Source organism: Fibrivirga algicola (genome assembly GCF_011742925.1).
GTDB lineage: Bacteria > Bacteroidota > Bacteroidia > Cytophagales > Spirosomataceae > Fibrella > Fibrella algicola.
Genome location: NZ_WAEL01000004.1, coordinates 628,364 through 653,448, shown reverse-complemented (window position 1 = coordinate 653,448; position 25,085 = coordinate 628,364). Strand labels below are relative to the sequence as shown.

The following is a 25,085-nucleotide window of genomic DNA, read 5'->3' as shown; positions in this document are numbered from 1 at the left end:
CAGCTACTACGCTACTTGCCGCCCGACATTTTAGCGGGAGCAGCGCCCGTCCCTGCGGTGGGGGCGGGGGTATTTTTGACGTACTTGTCCATCCAGCCGTTCATTTCCCACAGCATGTGCAGCAATGACTCTTTAGCGGCGTATCCGTGCGACTCGTACGGCAGGAATACCAGCCGGGTAGTGGCACCGAAGCCTTTCAGGGCGTTGTAATAGCGCTCAGACTGGATCGGGAACGTACCTGTGTTGTTGTCGGCCTCGCCATGTACCAGCAACAGCGGCGTCTTCATTTTGTCGGCATTCATGAAGGGCGACATCTTGTTGTATACATCGGGAGCCTGCCAGTAGCTGCGCTGCTCATTCTGAAAACCGAAGGGCGTGAGCGTGCGGTTATAGGCACCACTGCGGGCAATACCGGCTTTAAACAGGTTACTGTGCGTAAGTAAGTTAGCCGTCATGAAGGCGCCATAAGAGTGGCCACCCACACCTACCTTGCTGGCATCGACAACACCTAGCCGAACCCCTTCGTCGATGGCCGCTTTGGCACTGGCAACGAGTTGCTCGACATACGAATCGTTCGGCTCTTTGTCACCTTCACCAACAATCGGAATGCTGGCGTTATCGAGAACAGCGTAACCCATTGTAGCGAAAACAGCACCGCCCATAGCCGCAATGCGGTTGAACTGATAGGGTGAACCCTGCGCCTGACTGGCGGCTTCTTTGCTCTTGAATTCAGCTGGATAAGCCCACAAAAACGTGGGTAGCGGACCGTCCGTCTTTTTATAGCCAACCGGTAAATACAGCGTGGCCGTAAGGTCAACGCCATCGTTCCGCTTGTAGCGCAGCTGCTGCTTGGTAATGCCCTTCAGTTGAGGGTACGGGTGTGGGAAGCTGGTGACCTGAACGGGGGCAATGCGCTTCTTCAGATTCCGGATAAAGTAGTTCGGGTTCTCATCGGGCGTTTCACGGGTAGTCATGATCACACCGGTAGCGGCGTCAAGCACGGCAATCGGACGCTCGAATACCGGTGCCTCTGACCGCCACAGGGGGGTAATCTTTTTCGATACCAGATTCATTACACTGACGAATGGCCGGTCACCTTCGGGCGAGGCACCCTGCGCATTAATCAGCATGATATCGTTGTTGGGTAGGATGTTCAGCACATCGCGGCCATATTGGTTGGGCTTGGTGTCGGGTGTGCCGGGGTTACCGTAACGGTCTTCCGACGAACGATCGAAGAGCACGGTGGCCGCAAAATTGGCCGATGGGTTCACCAGTTTCGTAATGATCTTACGCGTTTGCCACCAGCGTTCAGTAGCCATAGCCGTTGAGCCATTACCCCAGGTGAAGCCCGTAAAACGGAACGTAGCATCATAAATGGGCTTGGGCTCAGCCATAAACGGAGCGTCTACCAGAAACACCCGGTCGCGTACGTCGGCCTTCACTTTCGGGTCGCCTTTGTCGAGCGCTACGGTGTAGTAGATAGAGGCGGGGGCATCGTCGCGCCATTCGAAATCACGCGGGCCGCTTGGGGCACCATCCGAGCTGTAGGGAACGCTTTCCTGCAGGGGGCCGTCGTTCAGTGTTTTCACCAGTTGACCGCCAATGGCAAACACATCGGTTCGAACGGGGAACCGATAAACGGGAACCAGGTAAGAGAACGGCGTATGTACGGTTTCGATCATCACAAACTTACCGTCGGGCGAAGGCGACGCGGTAGCAATGATACCAGGCTGACCAATTGGCTGAACTGTACCATCCAAGCCAACACGGGCGACCTGTGAGGTGGTGAAGTACGTGAACTGCTTCTCGTCGGATGGGTTTTTGAGCAAATCCTGATAGGTTGGTGCCTGCCCCCGCTTTCCGCTGCTGTTGTCCTGCATCGTTGGGCCAACAGGAACAAGATTGGCAGCTGGCGCGGTGGCCCGTCCGTCGGGAATCAGTTTCGCAATCAGGCTCTTGCTGTCTGAGGTCCACCGGAAGGCACCACCAAACGTAGCATTCAGCGCTTTGTCTGTCAAGCGGGTAGCCGTGGCGGTGGCTACATCAGCCACATAGAGTTCAATCTTGGAATCGCTCGATACGGCAAAGGCGAATTTGGTTTCGTCGGGCGACCACTGGACGAAGGAGATCAGTGGCGAGGCAGGCAGTCCTTTTACGGCTATTTCTGTGCCACCCGGAAGTTTTTTGAGGCGTAAACCGGTGATATACGAGGCACGGCTGGGGCCGTTGTTTGCTGGGTTTAGGCGCAGACCAGCCAACTTAAGTTCTGGCTGGGCCAGCTCGGCGATAGAAGGAGACGACGACCGCTCCAGAATCAACATCTGGTCGCCTTTTGACGTCAGACTAACGCCGGGCGTTGGTGGAACCGTAACCAGATCCGCCAGTGCTTTGGGTGGAGTTTGGTACGTGAGTGCATCCTGAGCGACTGTAACTGACACCGACAGCGTTAGACAGACAGACGTACAGAGCAAGCGAAAATAACTGATTACCATGTTGATGCCGTTTTAAAAAGGTTGATTACCCAAAAGTAGCGACAAATGCTATTCAGATGAGCTACTGTGCTGGTAGTAAGCGCGTAAAATTGCCTGTTTATGACTACTTTCTGTTTTTAGACACATACACCAGGTAGCTAATCTGAGCACTTACTTTAGTAGCTTGCAGTGTAAATATCACAGGATGGGATAAAGCAAAACCCAGTTCGTTGACCAACGCCATCGAACGGGCTGACCTGGCTGGCGAGCCTATATATCCTTTACGTTGTGTAACAAGCAGTAAAGAATGGAACAGTTTTACGATTTTTTTCGGCGGCTAACCGATACGAGTGATTGGCCACCCCGCTGGTACTGTGGCACTTGGTCAGACTTTCATGGCTGGCTGTACATCATTTCGGACCTCACAATCTGGCTGGCTTATATGGCTATTCCGCTTGTGTTGATTCGTTTCATTATGATAAAAAAGGGCGTGCCACTTGCCGGGGTATTTTGGCTATTTGGGGCGTTTATTATGCTTTGCGGTCTCACGCACCTGCTCGATGCCATGATGTTCTGGTATCCTGCCTACCGGATTGCGGCGTTGGTTCGCTTCATGACAGGCGTTGTCTCTGTCTTGACCGTCATCGCCCTGATCCGCTACTTCAACGAAGCGGTTGGTCTGCGCACGTCAAAAGAGTATGACCGTGAACTTTCATACCGGCAACTGGCCATGCAGGAGCTAACCCGGTCGAACGAAGAACTACAGCAGTTTGCCTACATTGCTTCGCACGACCTGCAGTCACCGCTCAAAACGATTGCCAATTACCTCAGCCTGCTCGAGGCCCAGCATGGGGAAAAACTTGATCCTGATGCCCGCCGGTTGATTGATGTATCTACGTCGGCTGCGGTGCGGATGCGGGAGTTAATCAACGATCTACTGGAGTTTTCACGTGTGGGTAGTGAGGTAGCGCTTACGCCGCTCGACCTTAACGATCTGGTTGCCGAAATTATGGTTGAACTGCAATCTGATATGCAGGCGGTCAGCGCAACGACCGAGATCAGCCCTCTGCCCACGATCATGGGGCACCGTACTGACATTAAACAGGTATTTCAGAACCTGATTTCGAACGGCATTAAATACCGCCGCCAGGGCGTAGCGCCTAAATTGAGTATCCGTGCTGTTGACGATCGAACAAAGTACCAGTTTTCCATCAGCGATAATGGTATTGGCATAGAGCCTCAATATTTCGACCGCGTATTTCAGCTTTTTCAGCGGCTCCACGGACGAAATCAATATTCCGGTACAGGCATTGGTCTGGCCACCTGCAAAAAAGTAGTGACGATGTATGGAGGTGATATATGGCTTGAAAGCACTCCGGGAGAAGGTACCACGTTTTATTTCACGTTACCAAAGGTCATTAAAACGCTGCACCACTTTGCCGAAGCAGACGCGCTGGTAAATCATAAGAAGTAGCGGTATGTAACAGGCAACAGCAGATGTTAGTCACAAAAAAAGCCTTCCCACGTATGCGGGAAGGCTTTTTTTGTGACTAACCATTTACGGCTTAGGCTGGGTTCTCGGTCCGTCGGGACTAACCAACGTACCTGGCGTGCCTTTGCCAGATGGTGCCAGCGAGTTGATCCAGGCGGCGATTTTCAGCGCGTCAGCCTTGGGAACCTGCGGCATTGGAGGCATCTCGGTGGCGTAGTCGGGCCAGTTGCTTGGCTTGGGGTTGTAGATCAACTCCACAAGCTGATCATTGGTATACCCGCGTTTGGCCACGTCTTTGTAAGCCGGACCAACTTGCCGTTTTTCAGCGTTGTGGCAGGCCAGACAAGTGTGCTTCGACAGCAGGCCTTTTACTTCAGCAAACGTCGGCGCTTTGGCCAGGGTAACGGCCTGGCCCATTTGCAGGGCAGGCTTGCCTTTCACGCCGGCTTTTGTGGGTTTGCCCGCCGCCGGTTTGGCTGTTGGCGTAGCCGTTGCTTTGGCTGCTGAGTTCTTCACGCTCAACTCCGATACGGCCAGTTTCTGCCCCTCCGGAATATTGTTCAGGGTGTAATAGGCGATGGGGTGAACAAGCGAGTACGAACCATCTTCCGAACGTACCCCGTCGAGGGTCAGCTGGTGAATGTAGTTTTTGCGCAGGTTGTCGACCACCACGCGTGCCCGCATGCCATCGTCTGACAGTTTGATGCCTTTGATCGTGTGCTTCTCTTTGTTGATCGTAGGGCTGCCGTACACCGGGTGGTACTTGTAGATGAAGCTCTCGACGGAATACGACGCCAGATCCTCGGCCGATACCTTGGTCACTGGCTTGGTAAACTCCACTTCAAAACCGTCGGGCATAGCTTTCACCGTACGCATTTCAAAAGGCGTGTTGTTGTTCCAGACAAGGCGTTGCAGTCCTTCATTGGCATCGCCGGCTGATCCCCAGCCCCGGTTTGTTTCGCCTACGAACAATGATCCGTCCGGTGCAAAAACCATCCGCATCACGCCCGACCGAAATCCTGACCGGAACTCGATAGCCGCGCCCTGGTACTCGCCATTTACCTTCTCGAGCATCACCCGCGAAATCTTGCTCATACCCTGGTCTCCCACCAACTGCTGACCTGAGAATGGGCCGAAAGCACCAGTAGGAATGGTTACAATCTCTGAGTTGGAGATGCCCAGCACACCGTGGGGTAACCAAACCGCCGGGGTCTGAATGTCCGGGAAGGTTTCTTTTACCTTAAACAGGAGGTCAGGTGTTTCGTTGACTACGTTTTCAGGCTTGATCATCCGGCCATTGGCATCGCGGTTTTGGCGAATGTCAATCTTAGCATAGAACTGCTCAGCAGTCAGCTTGAGCGGTGAGTTGGGCATGCCAGTCCAGCGCAGACCAGCCGGGTGACCGGTAAACGCCCCCTTTTTTACGTGCACAACACCACCCGACCCCTGCCAGTCGCCCTGATTGTCGGCGTAGAAGAACTCCCCGTCGATCATGCCCTGTCCGGCCGGAGAGCGCATACCTGTAGCCCAGGGCTGCATCTGTCCATTCTCGGAGATCTTCATTGTCCATCCGCGCCAGGGCACCCGGCTTTCGCCACGCCACCATTCTTCATCGCCAAAAGCCACGTTGCCCGTTACGAAGAACGTACCGTCGGGGGCAATTTTAGGGCCAAAACTGTATTCGTGATAGTGTCCTGACAACGGCCAGGCGTATACCGTTTCAAACAGGTCGGCTTTGCCGTCGTTGTTGGTGTCGGTCAGTTTGGTGAGTTCACCGCGCTGGGCGCAATACAGCGAACCATCCTTGTAAACCAGGCCCAGTACTTCGTGGAGACCTGACGCAAACTTGCGGAAGAAGGGCCGCCGGCTGGTTGGGTTTTCAACGATAAAAATATCGCCCCGACGCGTTGAAATGCCTAAGTTGCCATTTGGCAGCATGGCTAAGCCGCCTACTTCAAGCAGCGTTCCTTCAGGAGCCGACACTTTTGTGATCCGGAAAAAGTCTTCCTCTTTAGGGGATTCCTGCGCCCAAACCGCCGTAGGAAGGGCCAGCGCAGCAAGCAGGAGGTATTGTTGTATCTTTTTCATAACTGATTAGAAGAGAATCGAGTAAGTCAGTTTGCCCGTAACAGGGACAATCAGTTCCTGGGCGCCATTGCTGGTCCGGATAATGGGCTTGCTGCCACTTGCATCAGCCAATTCAATCATGTAGGCTTTGCCATCGATCAGGTACGTGTTGTTGGGCATTTGCTCAATGGACGTACCTGAGGCCAGCCGGGCATACAGCCCTGCGCCTGGCTGCGTAACCGACAACTGGCGGCGGATACCGTGTCCGTCGGGTAATGCCTGAATCTGGTCTTCAACCGTTGCGGATGCCATCATGTACCGGAAAGTTGGCTGGTCGTTATTGTCGAGCTGATAACCCTTAGGCCGGAAACCGCTGCCGGTTGTGTCGGTTGGCCAGGCAGCTTGTGGTGAGGCCAGCCGGGCAACCGTGAGTTGTGGCTTACCACCCAAGTAATTTACTGCGCCCATCGGCCGTGATGAGCCATCGCCCCGGTTTTCCCACATTGGTGTGGCGTCGAGGAACATACCGCGCCAAACCTGTACCACACTGCCATTGTCGGCATCGTAAGTGTAATGCACCTGTTGCGGGCTACCTACCGAGATACCATGCGTAACCCGATACGCTCTGCCACGCTCATTTCGTGTGCGGGGCAGGTCCATGAAACTACGAAGAATAGTATTGGTCTCGGCCGTAACCAGAATTGGGTCGGTGTCACCGCCTTCACTGATAGCTGTTGGCGTCAACATAAACTGACGGATGCCGGGACCGCTGACGGCGATCTGAAAATCGGGTGTACCGCCGCCGTAAATTTTGCTGTATGTCGCCTCAAACGGTAGGTCACCGGCGGGCAGTGTCATCTTACCCGTGTTGTTGCGGAGCCCCCACTGGCTGAGTGGCTGGTTATTGATCTTGATTTGTCCCGCACCATTGGCTGTGCTCATGGCAAAGGTGTACTCACCCGGATCATCAACGTGCAACGTACCTGTGTATTTAACGGCGAAATCGTTTGTCAGGCGGGTAATACCGGTCGTCAGGGCCGAAACAGGGCCTTTCGCTTCGGGTGGGGTGCCGCCAAACGACGCCTCATCTTTAAAATTACCCTTATATAAGGCATACGACAGGTTGCTCAGCCGAGGCTTGCTCTTGTCGTAGGACGTATAGGTGATGTTGCGAATAGCTACCGCACCGTGATCGCCCTGGAAAACCAGTGGGCCACGGGCCGCTTCGTTGGCGTTGATAGGGCCACGTGTTGGGCCTGTCAGTTCCAGGTTCTCGTGAATCAGTACGCCGTTCAACTCGGCGCGCAGGATTCGGGCGTTCTCTGTCTTTTTGCCACTGGCGTCGAATCGGGGTGCCTGGAACGCAACTTTTAGATGTTGCCACAGCCCCGGTGCTTTACCGGCGTTCTGGCGGGCGGGGTGACCTTCGTAGCCCTTCTTGCCCTCGGGCCGGCTATCATCCCAGCGTTCGTAAACCGCCCCTACATCCGACGACCTGGGTGTTGTAACGCCCCAACTGTCGAACAGCTGAATTTCGTACCGGCCCTGCAGGAACACGCCGGAATTTGACCCTTTGGCCATCATAAAATCCAGCTCAAGGTCTACATCGCCATGCTCGAGGGTAGTCAGCAGGTTATGCTGGCTACCTGGCTGACCGGCTGGAATACAGACCAAAATACTACCCGCTGCCCCTGCCGAAGCTGGTTTTGTTTGCAGGGCGTTGGGCTTTGTTAAATCTGCCATTACATCAGCAGCGGTGCGCCAGTTGCCCGAAACAGGGGTTCGGAAGGCGCTTAAATCGTTGAGAGGTAGTTTAGTAGCTGGTTGGGAAAGAGCCAGACTACTAAACAGGCAACTGCCAAGAGACAGGGCCAGAGTAGATGCTATACGCATGAAAAGAGTTGATTAACTACTAATAAGCGCCTTAAAAATACAAGCTATATCGTTTGAAAAATGACTTTACGCGAATTACCCGCTGAGTGGGTAAGAAAACAGAACGTTTTCTTTTACCTGGAAGGCCCCTATATTTGAGTCATACCTTTATTGAATCATGAAAAAATTAACGTCGACTTTTGCGTTCCTCCTACTAACTGCCGGTTTCGCTTTTGCCCAGGCACAACAGCCTCCCAAGCAAACCCCTGAATCAACTGAAACCTGGACACCCGTTCCTCCAATTGTTACACCAGGAGCAATGTCGCCATCTGCTTCCGGCCTGACGGCCCCTTCGGACGCTATTGTGCTGTTTGACGGGAAAAGCACCGATGAGTGGGTCTCTGTGAAAAGCCACGTCTCGAAAGACTGGAAGTCAACCAACCTGGGTCCGTTGAAGTGGGCAGTTAAAGACGGTGCCATGTACTCGACCCTGGGTTCGTATGCCCGCACGAAACGTGAGTTCGAGAACTTCCAATTGCATATTGAATTCCGCACCCCGGAAAAGCCCGAAGGGAAAAGCCAGGGCCGTGGCAATAGTGGTGTATTTTTGCAGGGCTACTACGAGATTCAGGTGCTCGACAACTACGAGAACCCAACGTATTCTAATGGTCAGGTCGGTTCTGTATACAAGCAGGCAATCCCGCTGGCAAACCCTAGCCGTAAGCCAGGCGAATGGCAGACCTACGATATCGTTTATCAGGCTCCCAGATTCAACAAAAGTGGCATTCTGGCCGAGCCTGGGTACGTTACGGTATTGCTGAACGGAATTGTCGTCCAAAATCACACTGCCATCAAAGGCAACACTGATTACATCGGTTACCCAACTATGGAACCACATGGAGCAGGCCCCATTCTGCTTCAGGATCACGGCAACCCGGTTGGCTTCCGCAATATCTGGATCAGAGAACTGTAACCAACGGATCACGACCAGTTATCGACATTAATAACTGGTCGTGATCCGTTGCTAATTGACCTTAACTTATGAAGCGTACTTTATACGTTGTTCGGCACGCCAAGGCTGAAGACCGGGCCAGTTTCTTGAACGACCATGACCGTGAACTGCTGCCCGAAGGTATCATGGCGGCAGCGCGCGTAGGACGCTATCTGGCAGAGAAAGGCATTGTGGCTGACCAGTTTATCAGCAGTACGGCACATCGGGCCAAAGACACGGCTAAAGTCATTGCCGAACAGGCGGGTGTAAACCCCGATACAATCGAACTGGATGAGAAGCTGTATGAAGGTGGCCCCAAAGCGTATCTGGCTGCCATAAACAACCTGCCAGACAGTTGTGAATCGGTGATGCTATTCGGGCATAACCCCGATGTATCGTACTTCTCGGAGTACCTGACTCATCAGGATGTCGGCTCAATGAGCAAAGGGAGTGTAGTCGCTATTACGTTCGAAAATCTGCGCTGGGCTGAGATATCAGGCCGAACGGGTTTCCTGTCGTTCTACGTTACGCCTAAAGAACTCCTGAAACAATGAACCGGAATCGCCGCATTTTTATTGTCGTTTTTTTGGCTTTTACCCTGCTCGTCGTGATGCTGACGGTCGATATGGCCAGCCGCACCACCGCTCCCTGGAATAAAAAGAAGCAGGCGTCGCGCGCGCTGCCGGGGAACCGCGTCGAAGATAAAACCCTCCTCATCGATACCACCGGCCTCGATTCGTTGGGGAAATAGGAAGGTAAGTGTCTCAGGTTTCAAGTGGCGCTGCTAGTTAGATTGATTGTGGGCTGGCAGCGCCACCTGAAACTTAAAACTCAAAACGTTTACTTCCTGACCGCCTCCAGCAGGGCCTGCACGTCGGCCTCAGAATTGTACACGTTGGGCGATATCCGGATAGCCTGAGCCCGTGCCGAGACAGACACGTTTTTGGTTAGTAGCGCCCGTGAGAGTGCCATCGGGTCGGTCTGGGCAGGTACCCAAACCCCCAGCAAATGATGACCGCGCCCCGACTCGGGTTCAATGCGGTAGCCCAGCGCCTCCAGTTCAGGTAGGGCATCGGCCATCAGGTTCCGGCAGTACTGCTGAATACGTTCGGGCTGGTAATCGAGCACCTGGCGAAGCGCCGCCTCCATCATTGGCATCTGCGAAAAATTGGTATGCTCGCCCATGTTGTAGCGATACGCACCGGGGCGATAAACGGGTTGGTACTCAGCCAACCGGTGAAACTGATTGCTGTTGAGCCGGTTCATCCACGCTTCTTCCAGCGGAATCCCCTCATCGAACGCAGGGCCGTAGCAGGCCAATCCCATCGAGTAGGGACCCATCAGCCATTTGTAGCTGGCGCAAACAAGGGCGTCGGGCTGAACACGTTGCCAGTCGAAGGGCATTGCCCCGACACTCTGTGTCCCATCAACGGCCAGCCACGCACCCACCTCGCGGCAGCGTTTGCCAATGGCTTCCAGGTTGAAGCGGGTGCCGTACATCCAGTGGATCATTGGTACCACAACCAGCGCTGTATCGGGCGTAATGGCGGTCAGGATTGCCTCGTTCCAGGCGTCGGCGGCGGGTGGTTCACCGGGCATCTCAACGGTGTGAATGACCAGTTGCTGGCTGACACGTACCCGGTCCCAGGCGTATACATCAGACGGAAATTCGCCACCGGTCAGGACAATACGCTGCCCGGCTTTTAGCCCCGGCTTGTTGGGGAGGTTGCGGGCCACCACGGCCATACCGTACGAGATAGACGGCACAATGGCGACCCGATCTGGGTCGGGCTGGTTGATGAGCTGCGCAAACAGTTGACGCACCACGACGCCCCCGCTGAAAAAATCGTCGGGTGTAAGCCCCATCGGGTTGGTTTGCTGTTGAATGGCCTCGAGACCAGCCTGTGTTACGGTTTGGCTGAGAGGGGCGCGGGTAGCGCAGTTGAGGTAATGTGCGTCGGCTGGGTACGTGTACTGACTACGCTGACAGAGAAGATCGGGTTGTTGCTGAATCATGCCCTGAAATTACGCATTTGGCACAGTTTTGGCGTGATGGACGGTACGCTGATTAAAGGGGTTTTGGCTGTCAATTGATACGGTTGGTCCCAATTGAACGCTTCTGTGTAAGCCTAAACATCAGCGTAAATCAACTTAACTCCGGTAAATCAGCGTACCCATCATAACCCAAACTGAAACACATGCAACTCCTCGGCATTGGCTCCCGTCTCCGGCACCCCGAATTTGGTCACGGGGTAATTATTAACCTGAAAACCAACGGCTACACGGTCACCTTCATGGACGAAGGCGTGAAAGTCATCGCGTTTACGGCCCCGTTCGACGTGATCGAGGCCATTGAGCCCGACGGTGATCTGGTGAGCCTCTTCGATGTAGAGCAGGCCTTGTCGCGGGTGTTGCAGAAGTGGGGCGGCCTCAACGAAATTGTACCGCTGGGCGATAAATGGAAAGGAGGGAAGCTGATTATGAAACCCGGCCGGACCGACCTGGCCAGCAAAGAAATGCCTATCGATGCCTTCTTCCACAAGATCGTGATGGTGCGCGACCGGCTCCGCGTACTCGAGCAGCGCGTTAATGCCAGCGCCCTCAACGACGAGGAGAAAGTAAATATCCAGCAATACATCACCCGTATCTACGGCAGCCTGACCTCGTTCAACCTTCTCTTTAAACAACCCGAACAGGCCTTTGTCGGCGAAAAGGTAGATGTGTGATTACTGGTTTGATGGTTGATGTTTGTTGTTTGAGGGTGCTCTGCTTATTAACCAGACGGGGATTTAGCGAGGCAACAACAAACATCAACCCCCAAACTAGGAATCATCTTTTTCCCCTGGGGTGAAAATCAGTCAAGGTTTGTTTCAGGTAGTCGCGGTCGAGGTGGGTGTAGATTTCGGTCGTGGTAATAGACTCGTGACCAAGCATCTGCTGCACGGCGCGCAGATCGGCACCGCCTTCGATCAGGTGCGTGGCGAAGGAGTGCCGGAAGGTATGCGGGCTAATCGTTTTGGTGATACCCGCCGTAGCCGCCAGCGTTTTGATGGTGGTGAAAATGGTAATGCGTGACAGTTTGGTGCCCCGCCGATTCAGGAATAACGTGTCTTCGTCACCTTTCCGAATAGCAATCTGGCTTCGGGTATGGTCTACGTACATCGTCGTGTACTTGATGGCATCGCCACCAATGGGTACCAGACGGGCTTTGTTGCCTTTGCCGATCACCCGCACAAAGCCCGATTCAAAGTAACAGTCGGTTAGTTTAAGATCGAGCAGTTCGGATACGCGCAGGCCGGAACTGTAGAGCACCTCCAGTGCCGCCCGGTCGCGGGGACCGGCGGGCGTCGACAGGTCGATAGCGGCGAGCAACTGCTCAATTTCAGGAAAGCTGAGGGTATCGGGTAGCTTACGGCCCAGTTTCGGTCCTTCAATTCGGTGGGCGGGGTCGTGCTGAATCAGGTTTTCGAGCAGTAGGTACTTGAAGAATGCCTTTACACCCGATAGCATCCGCGCCTGGCTGTGAGCCACCAGGCCCAGCTCGCCGATGTACTGTAAAAACCCCGAGATGTGACCTTCATGTACCTGCAACGGCCCAACGTCTGGATGGGTGAGCTGGAGGTACTCGTGTAAATGCGCCACGTCGTGCAGATAAGCATCAATGGAGTTTTCGGAGAGCGACCGTTCGAGCCGCATGTAATTTTTAAAGGCGTTACTATATCGTTCCCACATGGTTCTGCAAAAGTCGCTCGCCGGCCCGAAACAACCGCCGTTTGGTGAATAATCGACGCTGGCTACCTTACTTTGCGGCAGATACAGCACAACAGCCATGACTCAAATTTTGATTATAAACGGCCCAAACCTGAATTTGCTGGGCAAGCGCGAACCGCATATTTATGGTAGTCAAACGTTTCTCGACTACCTTAAAACTGTTGAGGCGCTGTTTCCCGACGTGCAGTTGCGTTACTTTCAATCAAATCACGAAGGGGAGCTGATCGACAAAATTCACGAGCTGGGTTTCGAGGTCAACGGCATCGTCATTAACGCCGGAGCCTACACGCACACGTCCATCGCCCTGGCCGACGCGCTCTCGGCCGTTACGGCTCCCGCCATTGAAGTGCATATCAGCAACGTACACGCCCGCGAGTCGTACCGCCACCACAGCTACCTGTCGGCCAAGTGCAAAGGCGTTATTCTGGGCCTCGGGCTACAAGGGTACGAGTTGGCAATCAGGGCATTACTAGGGTAAGATTCCGCTCTCTGTTTACTATGATAACCTTCTATCCTGGTCCGTCGAAGATTTACCCGCAAGTGGCCGACTATGCTGCCGAAGCGTGCCGGTCGGGTATTGTGAGTATGAACCACCGCAGCCCGGAATTTATGGCCATCACCGAAGGGGCGATCCGGGCCGTGCGGGAGCAACTGAACGTACCTGACGCGTACCACATCGCGCTGGTATCGTCGGCTACGGAGTGCTGGGAGATTGTGGCTCAGTCGCTTACGCAGCAAACGAGTCTGCATCCCTATAGCGGTGCGTTTGGCAAAAAGTGGCTGGAGTACGCCCACCGGCTGAAACCCATGCACCAGCCCGACGAGGCAGATGTGTTGTGTATCGTGCAGAATGAAACCTCGAACGGCACGCAGGTACGTATGTCGGTGCTGGCCGACTTCCGCCGTGATTTTCCCGATGCGCTGATTGCTGTCGATGCCGTTTCGTCGATGGCGGGTATCGCGTTCGACTGGCTGCTGGCCGACGTCTGGTTTGCGTCTGTGCAAAAGTGTTTTGGCTTGCCGGCTGGTCTGGCGGTGTTTATTTATTCGCCGCGCGCCCTGCAACGGGCAAAAGAAATTGGCGAGAATGCGCACTACAACAGCCTGTTGTTCCTGCACGAAAACTTCGCGAAATTTCAGACGCCCTACACGCCCAATGGCCTGGGTATCTACCTGCTGAAACGCGTGATGGAGCAAGTACCACCCATCGCAGCCGTTGATGCGCTGACAAAGCGCCGTGCCGCTGCCTGGTATCGCTTCGTGGAGCGCGAAATGACCGACTCGCCGTTTCAGCTGCTTGTGAATGACCCGTCGCTCCGATCCGACACGGTAATTGCTATCGAAGGGTCGGAAACGGCCATTGGTGCGGTGAAAAAAGCGGCCAAGGAGGCAGGCTTATTGCTCGGCAACGGGTACGGCGACTGGAAAAATACGACCTTCCGCATTGCCAATTTTCCGGCCATCACCGACGATGAAATTGAGGCACTGAAAGAATTTTTGCGCGGAGTAACGCCGAAGCTCCAGCTTCGGTAGTGTATCATTAGCCTTGACCACTGAAGCTGGAGCTTCGGCGTTACTACACACCATGCTAGTTTTCAAAGAAATCATTTCCGTCACCCTCATCCTGTTTTCTGTCATTGATATTCTCGGATCACTGCCGGTGTTGATCGACCTTCGCAAGAAAACGGGAAAGATCGAGTCGGAGCGGGCCACCCTTGTCTCCGGTGTGCTGATGGTCGTTTTCCTGTTTGTGGGCGAACGTATTCTGAAGCTGTTTGGGGTCGACGTGGCTTCCTTTGCGGTAGCCGGTGCCCTGATCATCTTTTTGATCGGCCTTGAGATGATTCTGGGGCGAACCATATTTAAATCAGAAATTGAGTCGGGTGGTGCTACGCATATTGTGCCCATTGCCTTTCCGCTCATTGCCGGGGCAGGTACGTTAACAACGCTTATCTCACTACGCGCCGAATACCAGACGGTTAATATTCTGGTTGGCATTGTGCTGAACCTGATGTTGATCTACGTAGTGCTGCGCTCGTCGGAGTGGCTCGAAGACCGAATTGGCCCTGGCGGGCTGGATGTGCTCCGAAAAATATTCGGTATCATCCTGCTGGCCATTGCCATTAAACTCATTAAAACGAATTTATTACCAACTACTTTTTAAGGTCCCGGCTGTGCCGACGACACCTACCTGTATGACGTCTCCCGATTCATTAAATGCCGTGGCTGAATTCCACCGTACCTTCCACGCGCCTGTTCTCGATTCACCCCAAATTCCGTCTGATGCCCGTTGTGGGCTGCGTATCTCCTTGCTGGCCGAGGAACTGGATGAACTGCGGCAGGCCATTGCTGAGGAGAACATTGTAGAAATTGCCGATGCGCTTTGCGACCTGCAGTACGTTTTGTCGGGCGCGGTGCTGGAGTTTGGTCTGGGCGAAAAATTCAATGCGCTGTTCAGCGAAGTGCAGCGGTCGAACATGAGCAAAGCCTGCCTGACCGTTGCGGAAGCCGAGGCGACCGTTGCGCAGTATACCGCCAAAGGCGTTGCCTGCCACTTTGTTGAATCGGACGGAAAATACCTCGTTTACCGCGACGCCGACCACAAGACCCTGAAAAGCGTTAATTATTCGCCAGCCGATCTGGCGTCTATTGTACAGGCATAAACTTCGCCCCGTTATGATAAATCCCGACACGCTGACCGACCGCTTTCTCCGATACGTTCAGATCGATACCCAATCGGACCCGCAGTCGACGGCCAGCCCGACTACAGAAAAGCAGAAAGACCTTGGCCAGGTGCTGGTGCAGGAATTGCTCGAACTGGGCATCACCGACGCCGCGCTCGACCAGTTCGGTTATATCTACGCCACCATTCCCGCCACAACGGACCAGGAAAACGTACCTACGATCTGTTTCTGCGCCCATATGGATACCTCGCCCGATGTGACGGGGGCAGGCGTGAAGCCGATCATTCATTTCCAATGGAACGGCGACGACATGGTGCTGCCCGACGTAGCCCAGGCGGGCGATGCGCCAGTGGTTATTCGACAGAAAGACCATCCCGATCTGGCAGCGCAGATTGGCAACGATATCATCACGGCCAGCGGCACCACGTTGCTCGGCGCCGATAACAAGTCGGGCGTTGCGGCGATCATGGCGGCTACCGAGTACCTGATGGCGAATCCGAACGTACCCCACGGGCGCATCCGGCTGCTGTTCACCCCCGATGAAGAAGTGGGGAAGGGAACAGCCAACATTGATATGACTAAACTCGATGCCGCCTACGGATACACCATTGATGGTGAGTCGCTGGGTACGCTGGAAGACGAAACGTTTTCGGCCGATGGCGTGAGTATCGTGATCCAGGGCGTGAGTACGCATCCCGGTTTTGCGAAAGGAAAGCTGGAGAATGCGCTGAAAATTGCGGGCGATATTCTGGCTGGTTTACCCCAAAAACGACTCTCGCCCGAAACGACAGAGGGCAAAGAAGGGTTTGTACACCCCACGCATATCGACGGCAATCAGGACCGGGTCGTGCTTGGGTTCATCGTGCGCGATTTCACCACGGCGGGCTTGCACGAGCACGAAACCCTGCTGCAAACGCTGCTCAGTAAAGTACTGGCCGACTACCCAAACTCGACGGCTACGTTTACCGTAACCGAGCAATACCGGAACATGAAAGAAGTCCTCGACAGGCATCCGGCCGTTGTCGATCACGCGCTGGAGGCCATTCGTCGGGCGGGGCTTACGCCCAATCGGCGCAGCATCCGGGGTGGTACCGATGGGTCACGGCTATCGTTCATGGGCCTGCCGTGCCCCAACATCTTCGCGGGTGAACATGCTTTCCACTCCCGGCAGGAATGGGTATCGGTTCAGGATATGCAAAAAGCCGCCGAAGTCGTTGTGCATCTGGCTCAGGTTTGGGCGGAGAATAAATAATTGTCTTCAGCCTTCTGTCTTCTGCTGCGTTGCCCGGATACGTACCTAAGCAGCGCAACAGAAGACACGTTTTTAGCATTCTGTTGCGCTCAGGGCCAGGCCAGCTTCGGAGGTTTCTTTGTACTTGGTCGACATGTCGCGGCCGGTGGCTTTCATGACCTTGATGACCGCATCGAGCGAAATTTTTTGCATGTCTGGCGAACCTGACGAGGCTAGCAGGAAGGCGTTGTAGGCTTTTACCGCCCCCATCGCATTCCGTTCGATACACGGAATCTGAACGTACCCGCCAATGGGGTCGCAGGTCATGCCCAGGTGGTGTTCAATGCCAATTTCAGCCGCCGACTCAATCGACTCGATGCCGTGGCCCGCGCAATGCGTCAGAAAAGCCGCCCCCATCGCTGAGGCCGTGCCGATTTCACCCATGCAGCCCATTTCGGCACCGGAGATACTGGCGTTGTGCTTCACCAGGAATCCAATGGCCGCTGCTGCCAGCATGCCTTCGCGCAGGGTGGTTTTGGTGTAATGGAAATGGTGCTTGGCCAGGTACGTCAGCCCCGGAATAACGCCCGATGCGCCCGACGTAGGGGCCGTGACGACAATACCGCCCGCTGCATTCTCTTCGGAGGCCGCTAAACAGTAGGCATTCAGGAAAATCAAAAAACTATCTGCACTTTGCGAGAGCGAACGGGCCTGCTTGAACAGAAGAGGGGCTTTTCGGCGGAGTTTAATCGTGCCCGGTAACGTACCCCGGTGACGAAGCCCCCGCCGAACGGCCTTGTGCATGGCGTCGATGAGTTGGTCAAGGCGAGCATTGACGTCGCGAAGTGGCCGACCCGAAATGGCCATTTCGTTAGCCAGCAGTACGTCGGCCAACGACAAGCCCGTTTGACTCAGGTGCGCTTTCAGTTCCTTCATGGTGTTGTAGGGATACGGCACCGTGATGGTTTTGCTGGTGTCGGCGGTGTCGCCCTTGCGGATAATGAAACCGCCGCCAATGGAATAGTATTCTTCGCTGGTCAGCAGGTCGTGTCCGCTGGTTAATTTCAGTACCAGCGTGTTGGCATGGGGTGACTCGTAGCGAACCCGTTCGAAGTGAAACGACGCCGCGCTGACGGGGATCTGTTTGTCACCAACCGGCACCGGGTACGTTAGCGACGGGTCGCGCAGGAGCTGGTTCAGCGCGTCGGGGTCAGTGGTTTCGGGTTGCCAGCCCATCAGGCCGGCTACGATGGCGCGGTCGGTGCCGTGGCCTTTACCCGTGGCGCTGAGCGAACCGTATAAGTGAATATGGATGGCATCGGCGCCGGCGAGTTGGTCGGCGGGCAGGTTTGCCAGCCGTTGCACAAAATCAAAGGCTGCTTTCATTGGGCCAATCGTGTGTGAACTCGACGGACCGGGGCCAATTTTGAATAAATCGAAAACGGAAGTGGTAATCATAAACTGTTGATGAAACGAACTACTGTGCCTGCAATCTACCCAAATCCCATATGCCAACTTACATGCTTTGTGTGTTTGTTGTGTCTGTGCCTAGTTGCGTCCTGCCAGAATCAACCGCCTTTTCGCCATACGGGTGAACTGATCAAAGGGGCGAATCTGGTGGCACCGCCCCAAAAACCGGCCGACACCACGCTCCGTGCCCTACAGGCCGACGGTGGCACCTGGGTGGCGGTGGTGCCCTACGGCTTCTGCCGTGCGGGCGAGGCGCACTTTTACTGGCATGGTAACCGCCCGCCCGGACAGCGGCGCGGGGGCGGACAGTGGTGGGGCGAAACTCCCGGCGGTGTGGCCGAAACGGTGCAGATGGCCCGCGCGCAGGGCCTGAAAGTGATGCTGAAACCGCACGTCTGGATGATGGGCGGCTCGCACCTCGACCTGGCCTTCGATAAGGAAGCTGACTGGCAGACCTTTGAGACCGACTACCGTGGGTACGTATTGGGCCATGCCCGCCTGGCCGATTCGCTGAAGGTCGATCTGTTCTGCATCACCACTGAACTCGACAAATTTGCGTTGGCCCGCCCGGCTTTCTGGAAGCAGCTGATCGTTGATGTGCGGAAAGTGTATAAAGGAAAACTCACCTACGCTGCCAATTGGGACCGCTACGATAAACTGCCATTCTGGGATCAGCTTGATTACATCGGTGTGGATGCGTATTTCCCTTTATCCGACGATAAAACACCGTCGGTGAAGGCAATGGTACGGGGCTGGAAAAAGCCAATTGCCGAGTTGGCCCGCCTGAGCGCAACCTTCCAGAAACCGATTCTTTTCACCGAATTTGGCTACCGTTCCTGCGACCGCGCTGCCGAAAAACCATGGGAGTCGGAGACCGATTGTCAGCCGAATATGCAGGCACAGGCCAATGCGTATACGGCATTGTACGAAGCGCTCGGTACCCAGTCGTGGTTTGCGGGCGGGTTTGTCTGGAAGTGGTTCATGCTGGAGCGGCACGGTCCTCGCGAACGCGATATGTTCAGCCCACAGGGGAAGTTGGCCGAAACAGCCCTTCGCGACGTCTGGAGCCGAAAAGCAGGTGGGCAGAAGTAGTGGACCTTACGGGTTGCCGGCCTCCACGCGCATGCGTTTCGGGCCGTACCAGAGCCAGAAGCCGGTAATAGTAAACACGAGTAGTGCCACGCCCATCAGGGTTGAATACACCAGTTTGAACTGACCACCGCTTGTGTCGAAATAATAATCGATGATAGAGCCGTCGTGGATTTTTTCGATGTAGTCAGACCGTCTTCGTTCGATATGGAGCAGCTTTCCGGTTGCGCCATCGAGTTGGATACCCCAGAAGTTGGCCGCAAAAACGAACTTCACCATGCCTTTGTCTTTTCGGATGTCGATCCGTTCCAGATCAACCGGCAGGTTGGCCGACACCGAGTCGTGTAGCACGGTACAGGCAATGATGTGTAGGCTATCGATGGGCAGCCACTGCGCCAAATCGGAGGTGGTGCCCTGATATGATTTCGCCAGCAGCACCCCGCCGCTGTTTTTCTTCCAGCCGAGCAGCAGCCCGGTTACAGACACCACGAAGAAGAAAATGAACAGAAAAGCCCCCGTCGATCGGTGAACACGCCGGGTTATGCGGAGGAGTTTCGCCTGTTGTTTCCGGGTCGTTTTCTCGGTCATGCCTGTGCTTTCCATCGGGCCGATGGGCTTGGTGGTTAGGTCAAAACTACATTATTCTGGTGTAAGCTGGGCGGGTACCGACCAGGACGTACCCAACTACCAGTTGCTTAATCAGTATGAATGCAGGCTGGTACTGCTTTCTGCTGTACAAGACCAACTACTCGTTGAGGACTCATGAAATCGTATCTAATTTTACTTGTGGCTTGTATGAGCCTGCCTGGACTGGCACCCGCTCAGACTGGTAAATCTGGCGCGCCACTGCGTGTACAGACGGCCAACGGCACGCTGGAAGGCGTACAGGAAACGGGCGGTTTGCGCTCATTCAAGGGCATTCCGTTTGCCCAGCCACCTGTCGGCGATCTCCGCTGGCGCGAGCCGCAGGCCCCCAAAAACTGGACCAGTGTGCGCAAAGCCGATCACTTCGGCCCACGTGCCATGCAGCGCGCGCTGTTTGGCGATATGAACTTCCGCTCAGACGGGGTAAAAGAAGATTGCCTGTACCTCAACGTCTGGACACCCGCGAAATCAGCCAGTGAGAAATTGCCGGTGCTGGTGTATTTCTACGGCGGCGGCTTTGTGGCGGGCGACGGTTCTGAACCGCGTTATGACGGCGAGAGTATGGCGCGGCAGGGTATTGTCACCCTCACGGTGAATTACCGGCTGGGCGTTTTCGGATTCATGGCGCATCCCGAACTAACAAAAGAGTCGCCCAACAAAGCGTCGGGTAACTACGGTTTGCTCGATCAGCAGGCGGCGCTGGTTTGGGTGCAAAAGAACATCGCGGCGTTTGGCGGCGACCCAAAGCGGGTAACCATCGCTGGTGAGTCGGCGGGGTCAACGTCGGTGAGTGCCCAGATGGCGTCACCTTTATCGAAGAACCTGATTGCCGGGGCCATTGGTGAAAGTGGCTCGCTTATGGGTACGTTAACGCCAACTAGTCTGGCCGATGCCGAAGCGATGGGCGTAAAATTTGCCTCGATGCTTGGCGCGAATTCGCTGGCCGAGCTGCGTGCTCTTCCCGCCGAGCAAGTGCTGGAAGCCACGGCCAAGCCCGGTACGCCACGGTTCAGCACGTGCGTAGATGGTTATTTCTTTCCTAAATCAGTACCAGCCATTTTCAAAGCGGGCGAACAGGCACATGTGCCGTTGCTGGCGGGCTGGAACTCCGAAGAATCGGGCTATAAATCTATTCTGGGCAACGAAGAACCGACCGTGGCCAACTTTACCAAGTCAGTTGAGAAATTGTATGGCGATAAGGCTCCTGAGTTGCTGAAACACTACGTTCCGGCCTCAGATGCCGACGTAGTAGAGGTAGCCACCGCGCTGGCGGGCGACCGGTTTATTGGTTTTAGTACCTGGAAATGGGCCGATATGCACAGCCAGACGGGGGGTAAGCCAGTGTATCGCTACTTCTACACCCGTCCACGGCCGGCGATGGTACCCGAAATGGGGAACGCTACGGCTGGTTTGGCTGGTGGTGTAGTCCGAAATGCTGATCCGTCGGCACCTCGTCAGGCACCACCAAAAGGAGCCGTACACTCAGCCGAGATTGAATACGCTATGGGTAACCTGGGCTCGAATAAGGTCTATGCCTGGACACCCGACGACGAGAAAGTGTCGAAAACGATGCAGGCCTTTTTCGCTAATTTCATCAAGACAGGTAACCCAAATGGCGCGGGTCTGCCAACCTGGAATGCCCTGAAGCCGGGTCAGCCTGCACCGGTGATGCGGATTGACGTTGACTCGAAAGCGGACATAGAAACCCACCGCGATCGGTACCTGCTGCTGGATTCGATGATGAAGTAATTGCTGCTGATTTTATGCGTAAAACGGCCAGTCTGAGCAATCGGGCTGGCCGTTTTCGTGTGGCGATGCTGGCGGGTTAGGCTAGGCTATTACTGACGCTGATTTAACGAAAGGCTACTGACATAGGGCTGTCAGTACCTGCTTCGATCTTTGATGCTCATTAAAACCAACTCGCTATGTCGATCATCGAAATGCTCCAGAAAGAAATGGAAGCGGAAGCTCAAACCACGCGCAAGATGCTTAGCCGCATCCCCGACGACATGTATGACTGGCAGCCGCACCCTAAGAGTATGCCGATGCGTAACCTGGCCGTTCATATTGCCGAACTGCCCAACTGGACAGCGATGGCCCTGCAAACGAACGGTATTGACTTTGCCACGATGGACTATACGCCCACGCCCGTTACGAAGACGGCTGAGGTGCTCGACCTGTTCGAGAAATCACTGACCGACGGTAAAGCTGCGCTGAGTCAGGCTACCGAAACCGATCTGGAACCTGACTGGACCATGCGCAGCGGCGATACCATCATCAGGACGGATACGAAAGGAGAAGTGATTCGGATGGCGTTCTCGCAAATCGTTCATCACCGGGCGCAACTGGGCGTATACCTTCGCCTGCTGGACGTACCCATTCCGGGCAGCTACGGTCCCAGCGCCGATGAGCCAGGATTTTAAACGTACCTGAAACAGATTAGTTGTTTGCTGACGTGCCTGAGTTACGCTCTATCGTCAGGATGAGGCGTAACTCAGGCACGTCGGCGTGAAAAAGTTTACTGGCCTGCCAACCCTTTGTTACTGGGCCGGGTCACGGGGAAAAGAACACATTGTTGGCTAAAACCGCTACTCCGATGAACCTGTCCAAAACGTTATTAAAAGCAATGGCTGTGGCCGTTACGGTCACGACCGTGACAGCTTGTGTCAATGATAAGATTATCAAGCCGAAGAGCGGCGAGCCGGAGAAAAAGCAGGTGCCTTATGACTGCCCCGGTTGCGGAATGGGTTAACCACGTACCTGAATGGCCGCCATCCGATCAACCCTCGCCTGCAATCTGGAAACCAACCTGATTCTGGCTGCGCTCCCCCTCTTCGAAGCCGAACGGGTAGCCGCGCTGGAATGGTCATTTGATGCGCTCTACGCGCACGAGCAACTGCCCGACTGGTTTACGGAATTACTGACAACGTACAGCGAGGCAGATAGGCTGGTTGGTCATGGCGTGTTTTTCTCTCTCTTATCCGGACGCTGGACGAGTGAACAGCAAGCCTGGCTCATTCGCCTCAGGGCGTTGTCCCGTGAGTTCCGCTTCGACCACATCACCGAACATTTTGGGTTTATGACGGGTGCCGATTTTCATAAAGGCGCCCCAATCAACGTTCCTTGTACCGCCGTTACGCTGGCACTTGGGCAGGATCGGCTTAGTCGTATTCAGGACGCTTGCCGCTGTCCGGTTGGGCTGGAAAACCTGGCGTTCGCGTACTCGCTCGACGATGTGAAACGGCAGGGCGATTTTTTGCGCCAACTGATTGAGCCGGTAAATGGGTTTATCATACTGGACTTGCATAACCTGTACTGTCAAAGCAAAAATTTCAACCTGGACCTGACTGCGCTACTCGACCTGTACCCGCTCGACCGTGTTCGTGAAATTCATATATCGGGTGGGAGCTGGGCCGAAGTCGAGATTGAGCCCGGTCGACACATTCGGCGCGATACCCACGACGATGCTGTCCCTGATGACATATTCAATTGGCTGAGTACGGCCATTGATCGGTGCCCTAACCTTGGGTACGTGGTGCTGGAACAGTTGGGTGCCGGATTAACAACCGGTTCGGAGCGGTTGGCATTTCAGGCCGATTTCGACCGGATGGACGTGATCGTTCAACAGAAAAACAAATCCATAGCTCATCCAGATATGCAATCATTTCTTCCTGAATTACCCTTACTGATTAATCCTGTCCCCCTTGAAAATCATCGGCTGTACACCCATCAGCTTGAGTTGTCGGCTATTCTGGAAACGGCCGTTGATGTCCAACAGGCGAAACGTCGACTAGCTGAGTCATCGCTGGCCAATTCTGAGTGGGAGGTAGAGCGTTGGGAACCTGCCATGCTCGAAACAGCGGTGGCTATTGCCCGAAAATGGAAGAATGGATTTGTAGGCAAGGAATAGCCCACCTGTCACCTCATTCCTGACTATACGGAGGTGACAGATGGGCTGGTGCTACCGTCCGGTCGGCGGTTGTAAGATCGTCGTTAACCGTTTCGGCTGGAACATTGGCCAAACGAAGGAACGTCCATCCCTGCTTTTCCCATTTGTTGGGCACTGGCCAGGTAACAGACTGGTCGAAGGCTGACAAGAGGTCCTGCTCAACTGTCAATAAATTGATGCTGGTGAGATTGGTGGACCTGTCGTAGGTAGCAAATAGCTTCTAAACGAAGTCTTTCCGAAGTGGACTTTCTCTGTGGTTTCAGGAAATGACAACGCAAGCTGCCTGAACAGATCGATAGTAATCGTTCATTTGCTGGCTCGGTGATTCAACAACGTACTCAACTTGCTACGGTTTCATGGTAACGGGTAGTGCCGGATATGTGAATGGCTTCCCAGTACGTACGTCAACCAGTGTCAGACACCGCCCAGAAACTGGCGCAGGTAGTTGCGTGCCGTGAGAATAGCCGTTTGCACGTCTTCGGGTGATCCTTCGTAGGCTTTATCTTCTACCTCAATACAAACAGGACCGCGGTACCGGATATCGGTAAGGGCGGCGAAAAAGGCGTTCCAACGTACATCGCCGAGGCCAGGCAGCTTTGGCGAATGATATTCCAGTGGGTTTGCCATAATGCCCACCCGGTCGAGGCGATCGCGGTAAAGTTTCACATCTTTCAGGTGAATGTGGTGCAGCCGGTCGCGGTAGTCGTAAATGGGCTTCACCTCATCCATCATTTGCCAGACCAGATGGCTCGGGTCGTAGTTAAGGCCGAGAATGCGCGACGGGATGATCTCGAAGAGGCGATCCCAGATGGCGGGGGTCGTAGCGATGTTTTTGCCGCCGGGCCATTCGTCGTAGCTGAACCACATCGGACAGTTTTCGATACCGATTTTTACATTGTTTTCTTCAGCCACCTTTACCAGCGCGGGCCAATGCTCGGCCACCAGTTTCAGGTTGTCGGGTACGTTCAGCGTGGTATTGCGGCCGATAAACGTGTTGACCACAGGTACGTTCAGCCTGGCGGCCGCCCGGATAATTTTTTTGAGGTGCTCGCGGTGAAATTCAGCCTGCTCTGCGTTGGCGTCGAGTGGGTTGGGGTAGTAGCCGAGTCCGGAAATGTAGACGCCATACTGTCGGCAGAGCGTCTGCACATAGCCCACGTCGAGGTTGTCTACGTCGATATGCGTTACACCGGCGTAGCGGCGGGTATCGGCATTACCGGCTGGCCAGCACATCAGTTCCACACATGTAAATCCATGCGTAGAGGCGAACTTCAGCGTTGAGTTCAGATCATAGTCGGCCAGGATGGCCGAGACAAAACCAAGGTGTAGCATACGATGAGTTTGGTGCTTACG

The 25,085-nt window shown here is 54.7% G+C and carries 23 protein-coding genes; 15 read left to right on the top strand and 8 right to left on the bottom strand.

Going from position 1 to position 25,085, the window contains the following annotated elements:
- Positions 1–11: 11 nt before the first annotated feature.
- A complete protein-coding gene (locus tag F7231_RS14090) occupies positions 12–2,492 on the bottom strand; it encodes a S9 family peptidase (RefSeq protein WP_166692327.1) in 2,481 nt (826 codons plus the stop codon).
- 286 nt (positions 2,493–2,778) lie between these two features.
- Here F7231_RS14090 and F7231_RS14085 point away from each other — a divergent pair, with 286 nt between their 5' ends.
- Positions 2,779–3,945: a sensor histidine kinase gene (locus tag F7231_RS14085; RefSeq protein ID WP_166692326.1), complete on the top strand. Its 1,167-nt coding sequence runs from the start codon at positions 2,779–2,781 to the stop codon at positions 3,943–3,945.
- Between the two features lie 84 nt (positions 3,946–4,029).
- Here F7231_RS14085 and F7231_RS14080 read toward each other — a convergent pair whose 3' ends face one another.
- The gene (locus F7231_RS14080) at positions 4,030–6,051 is read right to left on the bottom strand and encodes a c-type cytochrome (protein ID WP_166692325.1); all 2,022 of its coding nucleotides are present in this window, start codon (positions 6,049–6,051) and stop codon (positions 4,030–4,032) included.
- 6 nt (positions 6,052–6,057) lie between these two features.
- Complete coding sequence (locus tag F7231_RS14075; RefSeq protein WP_166692324.1) at positions 6,058–7,923, bottom strand: 3-keto-alpha-glucoside-1,2-lyase-like domain-containing protein; 1,866 nt, start codon at positions 7,921–7,923, stop codon at positions 6,058–6,060.
- Positions 7,924–8,080: 157 nt separating this feature from the next.
- Between F7231_RS14075 and F7231_RS14070 the strand changes: the two genes are divergently transcribed.
- From F7231_RS14070 to F7231_RS14060, 3 genes are all read left to right on the top strand, one after another.
- Complete coding sequence (locus F7231_RS14070; RefSeq protein ID WP_166692323.1) at positions 8,081–8,875, top strand: 3-keto-disaccharide hydrolase; 795 nt, start codon at positions 8,081–8,083, stop codon at positions 8,873–8,875.
- 68 nt (positions 8,876–8,943) lie between these two features.
- On the top strand, positions 8,944–9,447 hold the full coding sequence (locus F7231_RS14065) for a SixA phosphatase family protein (protein WP_085413283.1): 504 nt from the start codon (positions 8,944–8,946) through the stop codon (positions 9,445–9,447).
- Positions 9,444–9,644: a hypothetical protein gene (locus F7231_RS14060; RefSeq protein ID WP_085413284.1), complete on the top strand. Its 201-nt coding sequence runs from the start codon at positions 9,444–9,446 to the stop codon at positions 9,642–9,644. The genes F7231_RS14065 and F7231_RS14060 overlap by 4 nt, the downstream gene beginning before the upstream one ends.
- Positions 9,645–9,733: 89 nt before the next feature.
- On the opposite strand, the gene F7231_RS14055 is transcribed toward F7231_RS14060, so the two are convergent.
- Positions 9,734–10,909 (bottom strand): aminotransferase class V-fold PLP-dependent enzyme, encoded by a 1,176-nt coding sequence (locus F7231_RS14055; protein WP_166692322.1) that lies wholly within the window; start codon positions 10,907–10,909, stop codon positions 9,734–9,736.
- Positions 10,910–11,091: 182 nt separating this feature from the next.
- Between F7231_RS14055 and F7231_RS14050 the strand changes: the two genes are divergently transcribed.
- Positions 11,092–11,619, top strand: coding sequence for a DUF8685 domain-containing protein (locus F7231_RS14050; RefSeq protein WP_166692321.1), 528 nt, complete (start codon positions 11,092–11,094; stop codon positions 11,617–11,619).
- 103 nt (positions 11,620–11,722) lie between these two features.
- On the opposite strand, the gene xerD is transcribed toward F7231_RS14050, so the two are convergent.
- On the bottom strand, positions 11,723–12,625 hold the full coding sequence (xerD, locus tag F7231_RS14045; RefSeq protein WP_166692375.1) for a site-specific tyrosine recombinase XerD: 903 nt from the start codon (positions 12,623–12,625) through the stop codon (positions 11,723–11,725).
- A gap of 97 nt (positions 12,626–12,722) precedes the next feature.
- Between xerD and aroQ the strand changes: the two genes are divergently transcribed.
- Genes aroQ through pepT form a run of 5 tightly spaced genes read left to right on the top strand, consistent with a single transcriptional unit; the run spans position 12,723 to position 16,600 of the window.
- Positions 12,723–13,142, top strand: a complete 420-nt coding sequence (gene aroQ / locus F7231_RS14040; RefSeq protein WP_166692320.1) for a type II 3-dehydroquinate dehydratase — start codon at positions 12,723–12,725, stop codon at positions 13,140–13,142.
- 20 nt (positions 13,143–13,162) lie between these two features.
- A complete protein-coding gene (locus F7231_RS14035; RefSeq protein WP_166692319.1) occupies positions 13,163–14,197 on the top strand; it encodes an aminotransferase class V-fold PLP-dependent enzyme in 1,035 nt (344 codons plus the stop codon).
- A gap of 52 nt (positions 14,198–14,249) precedes the next feature.
- The gene (locus tag F7231_RS14030) at positions 14,250–14,828 is read left to right on the top strand and encodes a MarC family protein (RefSeq protein WP_085413289.1); all 579 of its coding nucleotides are present in this window, start codon (positions 14,250–14,252) and stop codon (positions 14,826–14,828) included.
- A 31-nt stretch (positions 14,829–14,859) separates the two neighbouring features.
- Entirely contained in the window at positions 14,860–15,327 is a 468-nt protein-coding gene (locus F7231_RS14025; RefSeq protein ID WP_166692318.1) for a pyrophosphohydrolase domain-containing protein, read from the top strand.
- 13 nt (positions 15,328–15,340) lie between these two features.
- On the top strand, positions 15,341–16,600 hold the full coding sequence (gene pepT, locus F7231_RS14020) for a peptidase T (RefSeq protein ID WP_166692317.1): 1,260 nt from the start codon (positions 15,341–15,343) through the stop codon (positions 16,598–16,600).
- 72 nt (positions 16,601–16,672) lie between these two features.
- On the opposite strand, the gene F7231_RS14015 is transcribed toward pepT, so the two are convergent.
- Positions 16,673–18,037: an L-serine ammonia-lyase gene (locus F7231_RS14015; RefSeq protein ID WP_166692316.1), complete on the bottom strand. Its 1,365-nt coding sequence runs from the start codon at positions 18,035–18,037 to the stop codon at positions 16,673–16,675.
- A 159-nt stretch (positions 18,038–18,196) separates the two neighbouring features.
- On the opposite strand from F7231_RS14015, the gene F7231_RS14010 reads away from it, so the two are divergent.
- Positions 18,197–19,141, top strand: a complete 945-nt coding sequence (locus tag F7231_RS14010; RefSeq protein ID WP_208295599.1) for a glycoside hydrolase family 113 — start codon at positions 18,197–18,199, stop codon at positions 19,139–19,141.
- A 6-nt stretch (positions 19,142–19,147) separates the two neighbouring features.
- Here the strand turns inward: F7231_RS14010 and F7231_RS14005 are convergent, their stop codons facing one another.
- Positions 19,148–19,741: a PepSY domain-containing protein gene (locus F7231_RS14005; protein ID WP_229369916.1), complete on the bottom strand. Its 594-nt coding sequence runs from the start codon at positions 19,739–19,741 to the stop codon at positions 19,148–19,150.
- A gap of 159 nt (positions 19,742–19,900) precedes the next feature.
- On the opposite strand from F7231_RS14005, the gene F7231_RS14000 reads away from it, so the two are divergent.
- From F7231_RS14000 to F7231_RS13985, 4 genes are all read left to right on the top strand, one after another.
- Positions 19,901–21,532, top strand: a complete 1,632-nt coding sequence (locus F7231_RS14000; protein ID WP_166692315.1) for a carboxylesterase/lipase family protein — start codon at positions 19,901–19,903, stop codon at positions 21,530–21,532.
- A 176-nt stretch (positions 21,533–21,708) separates the two neighbouring features.
- Positions 21,709–22,206, top strand: a complete 498-nt coding sequence (locus tag F7231_RS13995; RefSeq protein WP_085413296.1) for a DinB family protein — start codon at positions 21,709–21,711, stop codon at positions 22,204–22,206.
- Positions 22,207–22,379: 173 nt separating this feature from the next.
- The gene (locus F7231_RS13990) at positions 22,380–22,535 is read left to right on the top strand and encodes a chryseobasin-related MNIO class RiPP peptide (protein ID WP_157510643.1); all 156 of its coding nucleotides are present in this window, start codon (positions 22,380–22,382) and stop codon (positions 22,533–22,535) included.
- Positions 22,536–22,547: 12 nt separating this feature from the next.
- Positions 22,548–23,693 carry a multinuclear nonheme iron-dependent oxidase gene (locus F7231_RS13985; RefSeq protein ID WP_166692314.1) on the top strand — a complete coding sequence of 382 codons (1,146 nt, stop codon included), beginning with the start codon at positions 22,548–22,550 and terminating at the stop codon, positions 23,691–23,693.
- Positions 23,694–24,146: 453 nt separating this feature from the next.
- Here the strand turns inward: F7231_RS13985 and F7231_RS13980 are convergent, their stop codons facing one another.
- Positions 24,147–25,064 (bottom strand): sugar phosphate isomerase/epimerase family protein, encoded by a 918-nt coding sequence (locus F7231_RS13980; RefSeq protein WP_166692313.1) that lies wholly within the window; start codon positions 25,062–25,064, stop codon positions 24,147–24,149.
- Between the last annotated feature and the right edge of the window lie 21 nt (positions 25,065–25,085).

Excerpts from the sequence above, each read along its gene's own strand:
- F7231_RS13980 (WP_166692313.1), bottom strand. The coding sequence starts at position 25,064 with ATGCTACACCTTGGTTTTGTCTCGGCCATCCTGGCCGACTATGATCTG.
- pepT (WP_166692317.1), top strand. The coding sequence starts at position 15,341 with ATGATAAATCCCGACACGCTGACCGACCGCTTTCTCCGATACGTTCAG.
- aroQ (WP_166692320.1), top strand. The coding sequence starts at position 12,723 with ATGACTCAAATTTTGATTATAAACGGCCCAAACCTGAATTTGCTGGGC.
- F7231_RS14005 (WP_229369916.1), bottom strand. The coding sequence starts at position 19,741 with ATGGAAAGCACAGGCATGACCGAGAAAACGACCCGGAAACAACAGGCG.
- F7231_RS13990 (WP_157510643.1), top strand. The coding sequence starts at position 22,380 with ATGAACCTGTCCAAAACGTTATTAAAAGCAATGGCTGTGGCCGTTACG.
- F7231_RS14000 (WP_166692315.1), top strand. The coding sequence starts at position 19,901 with ATGAAATCGTATCTAATTTTACTTGTGGCTTGTATGAGCCTGCCTGGA.
- xerD (WP_166692375.1), bottom strand. The coding sequence starts at position 12,625 with ATGTGGGAACGATATAGTAACGCCTTTAAAAATTACATGCGGCTCGAA.
- F7231_RS14080 (WP_166692325.1), bottom strand. The coding sequence starts at position 6,051 with ATGAAAAAGATACAACAATACCTCCTGCTTGCTGCGCTGGCCCTTCCT.
- F7231_RS14090 (WP_166692327.1), bottom strand. The coding sequence starts at position 2,492 with ATGGTAATCAGTTATTTTCGCTTGCTCTGTACGTCTGTCTGTCTAACG.
- F7231_RS14025 (WP_166692318.1), top strand. The coding sequence starts at position 14,860 with ATGACGTCTCCCGATTCATTAAATGCCGTGGCTGAATTCCACCGTACC.
- F7231_RS14085 (WP_166692326.1), top strand. The coding sequence starts at position 2,779 with ATGGAACAGTTTTACGATTTTTTTCGGCGGCTAACCGATACGAGTGAT.
- F7231_RS14055 (WP_166692322.1), bottom strand. The coding sequence starts at position 10,909 with ATGATTCAGCAACAACCCGATCTTCTCTGTCAGCGTAGTCAGTACACG.
- F7231_RS14015 (WP_166692316.1), bottom strand. The coding sequence starts at position 18,037 with ATGATTACCACTTCCGTTTTCGATTTATTCAAAATTGGCCCCGGTCCG.
- F7231_RS13985 (WP_166692314.1), top strand. The coding sequence starts at position 22,548 with ATGGCCGCCATCCGATCAACCCTCGCCTGCAATCTGGAAACCAACCTG.
- F7231_RS14030 (WP_085413289.1), top strand. The coding sequence starts at position 14,250 with ATGCTAGTTTTCAAAGAAATCATTTCCGTCACCCTCATCCTGTTTTCT.
- F7231_RS14060 (WP_085413284.1), top strand. The coding sequence starts at position 9,444 with ATGAACCGGAATCGCCGCATTTTTATTGTCGTTTTTTTGGCTTTTACC.
- F7231_RS13995 (WP_085413296.1), top strand. The coding sequence starts at position 21,709 with ATGTCGATCATCGAAATGCTCCAGAAAGAAATGGAAGCGGAAGCTCAA.
- F7231_RS14070 (WP_166692323.1), top strand. The coding sequence starts at position 8,081 with ATGAAAAAATTAACGTCGACTTTTGCGTTCCTCCTACTAACTGCCGGT.
- F7231_RS14050 (WP_166692321.1), top strand. The coding sequence starts at position 11,092 with ATGCAACTCCTCGGCATTGGCTCCCGTCTCCGGCACCCCGAATTTGGT.
- F7231_RS14065 (WP_085413283.1), top strand. The coding sequence starts at position 8,944 with ATGAAGCGTACTTTATACGTTGTTCGGCACGCCAAGGCTGAAGACCGG.
- F7231_RS14035 (WP_166692319.1), top strand. The coding sequence starts at position 13,163 with ATGATAACCTTCTATCCTGGTCCGTCGAAGATTTACCCGCAAGTGGCC.
- F7231_RS14075 (WP_166692324.1), bottom strand. The coding sequence starts at position 7,923 with ATGCGTATAGCATCTACTCTGGCCCTGTCTCTTGGCAGTTGCCTGTTT.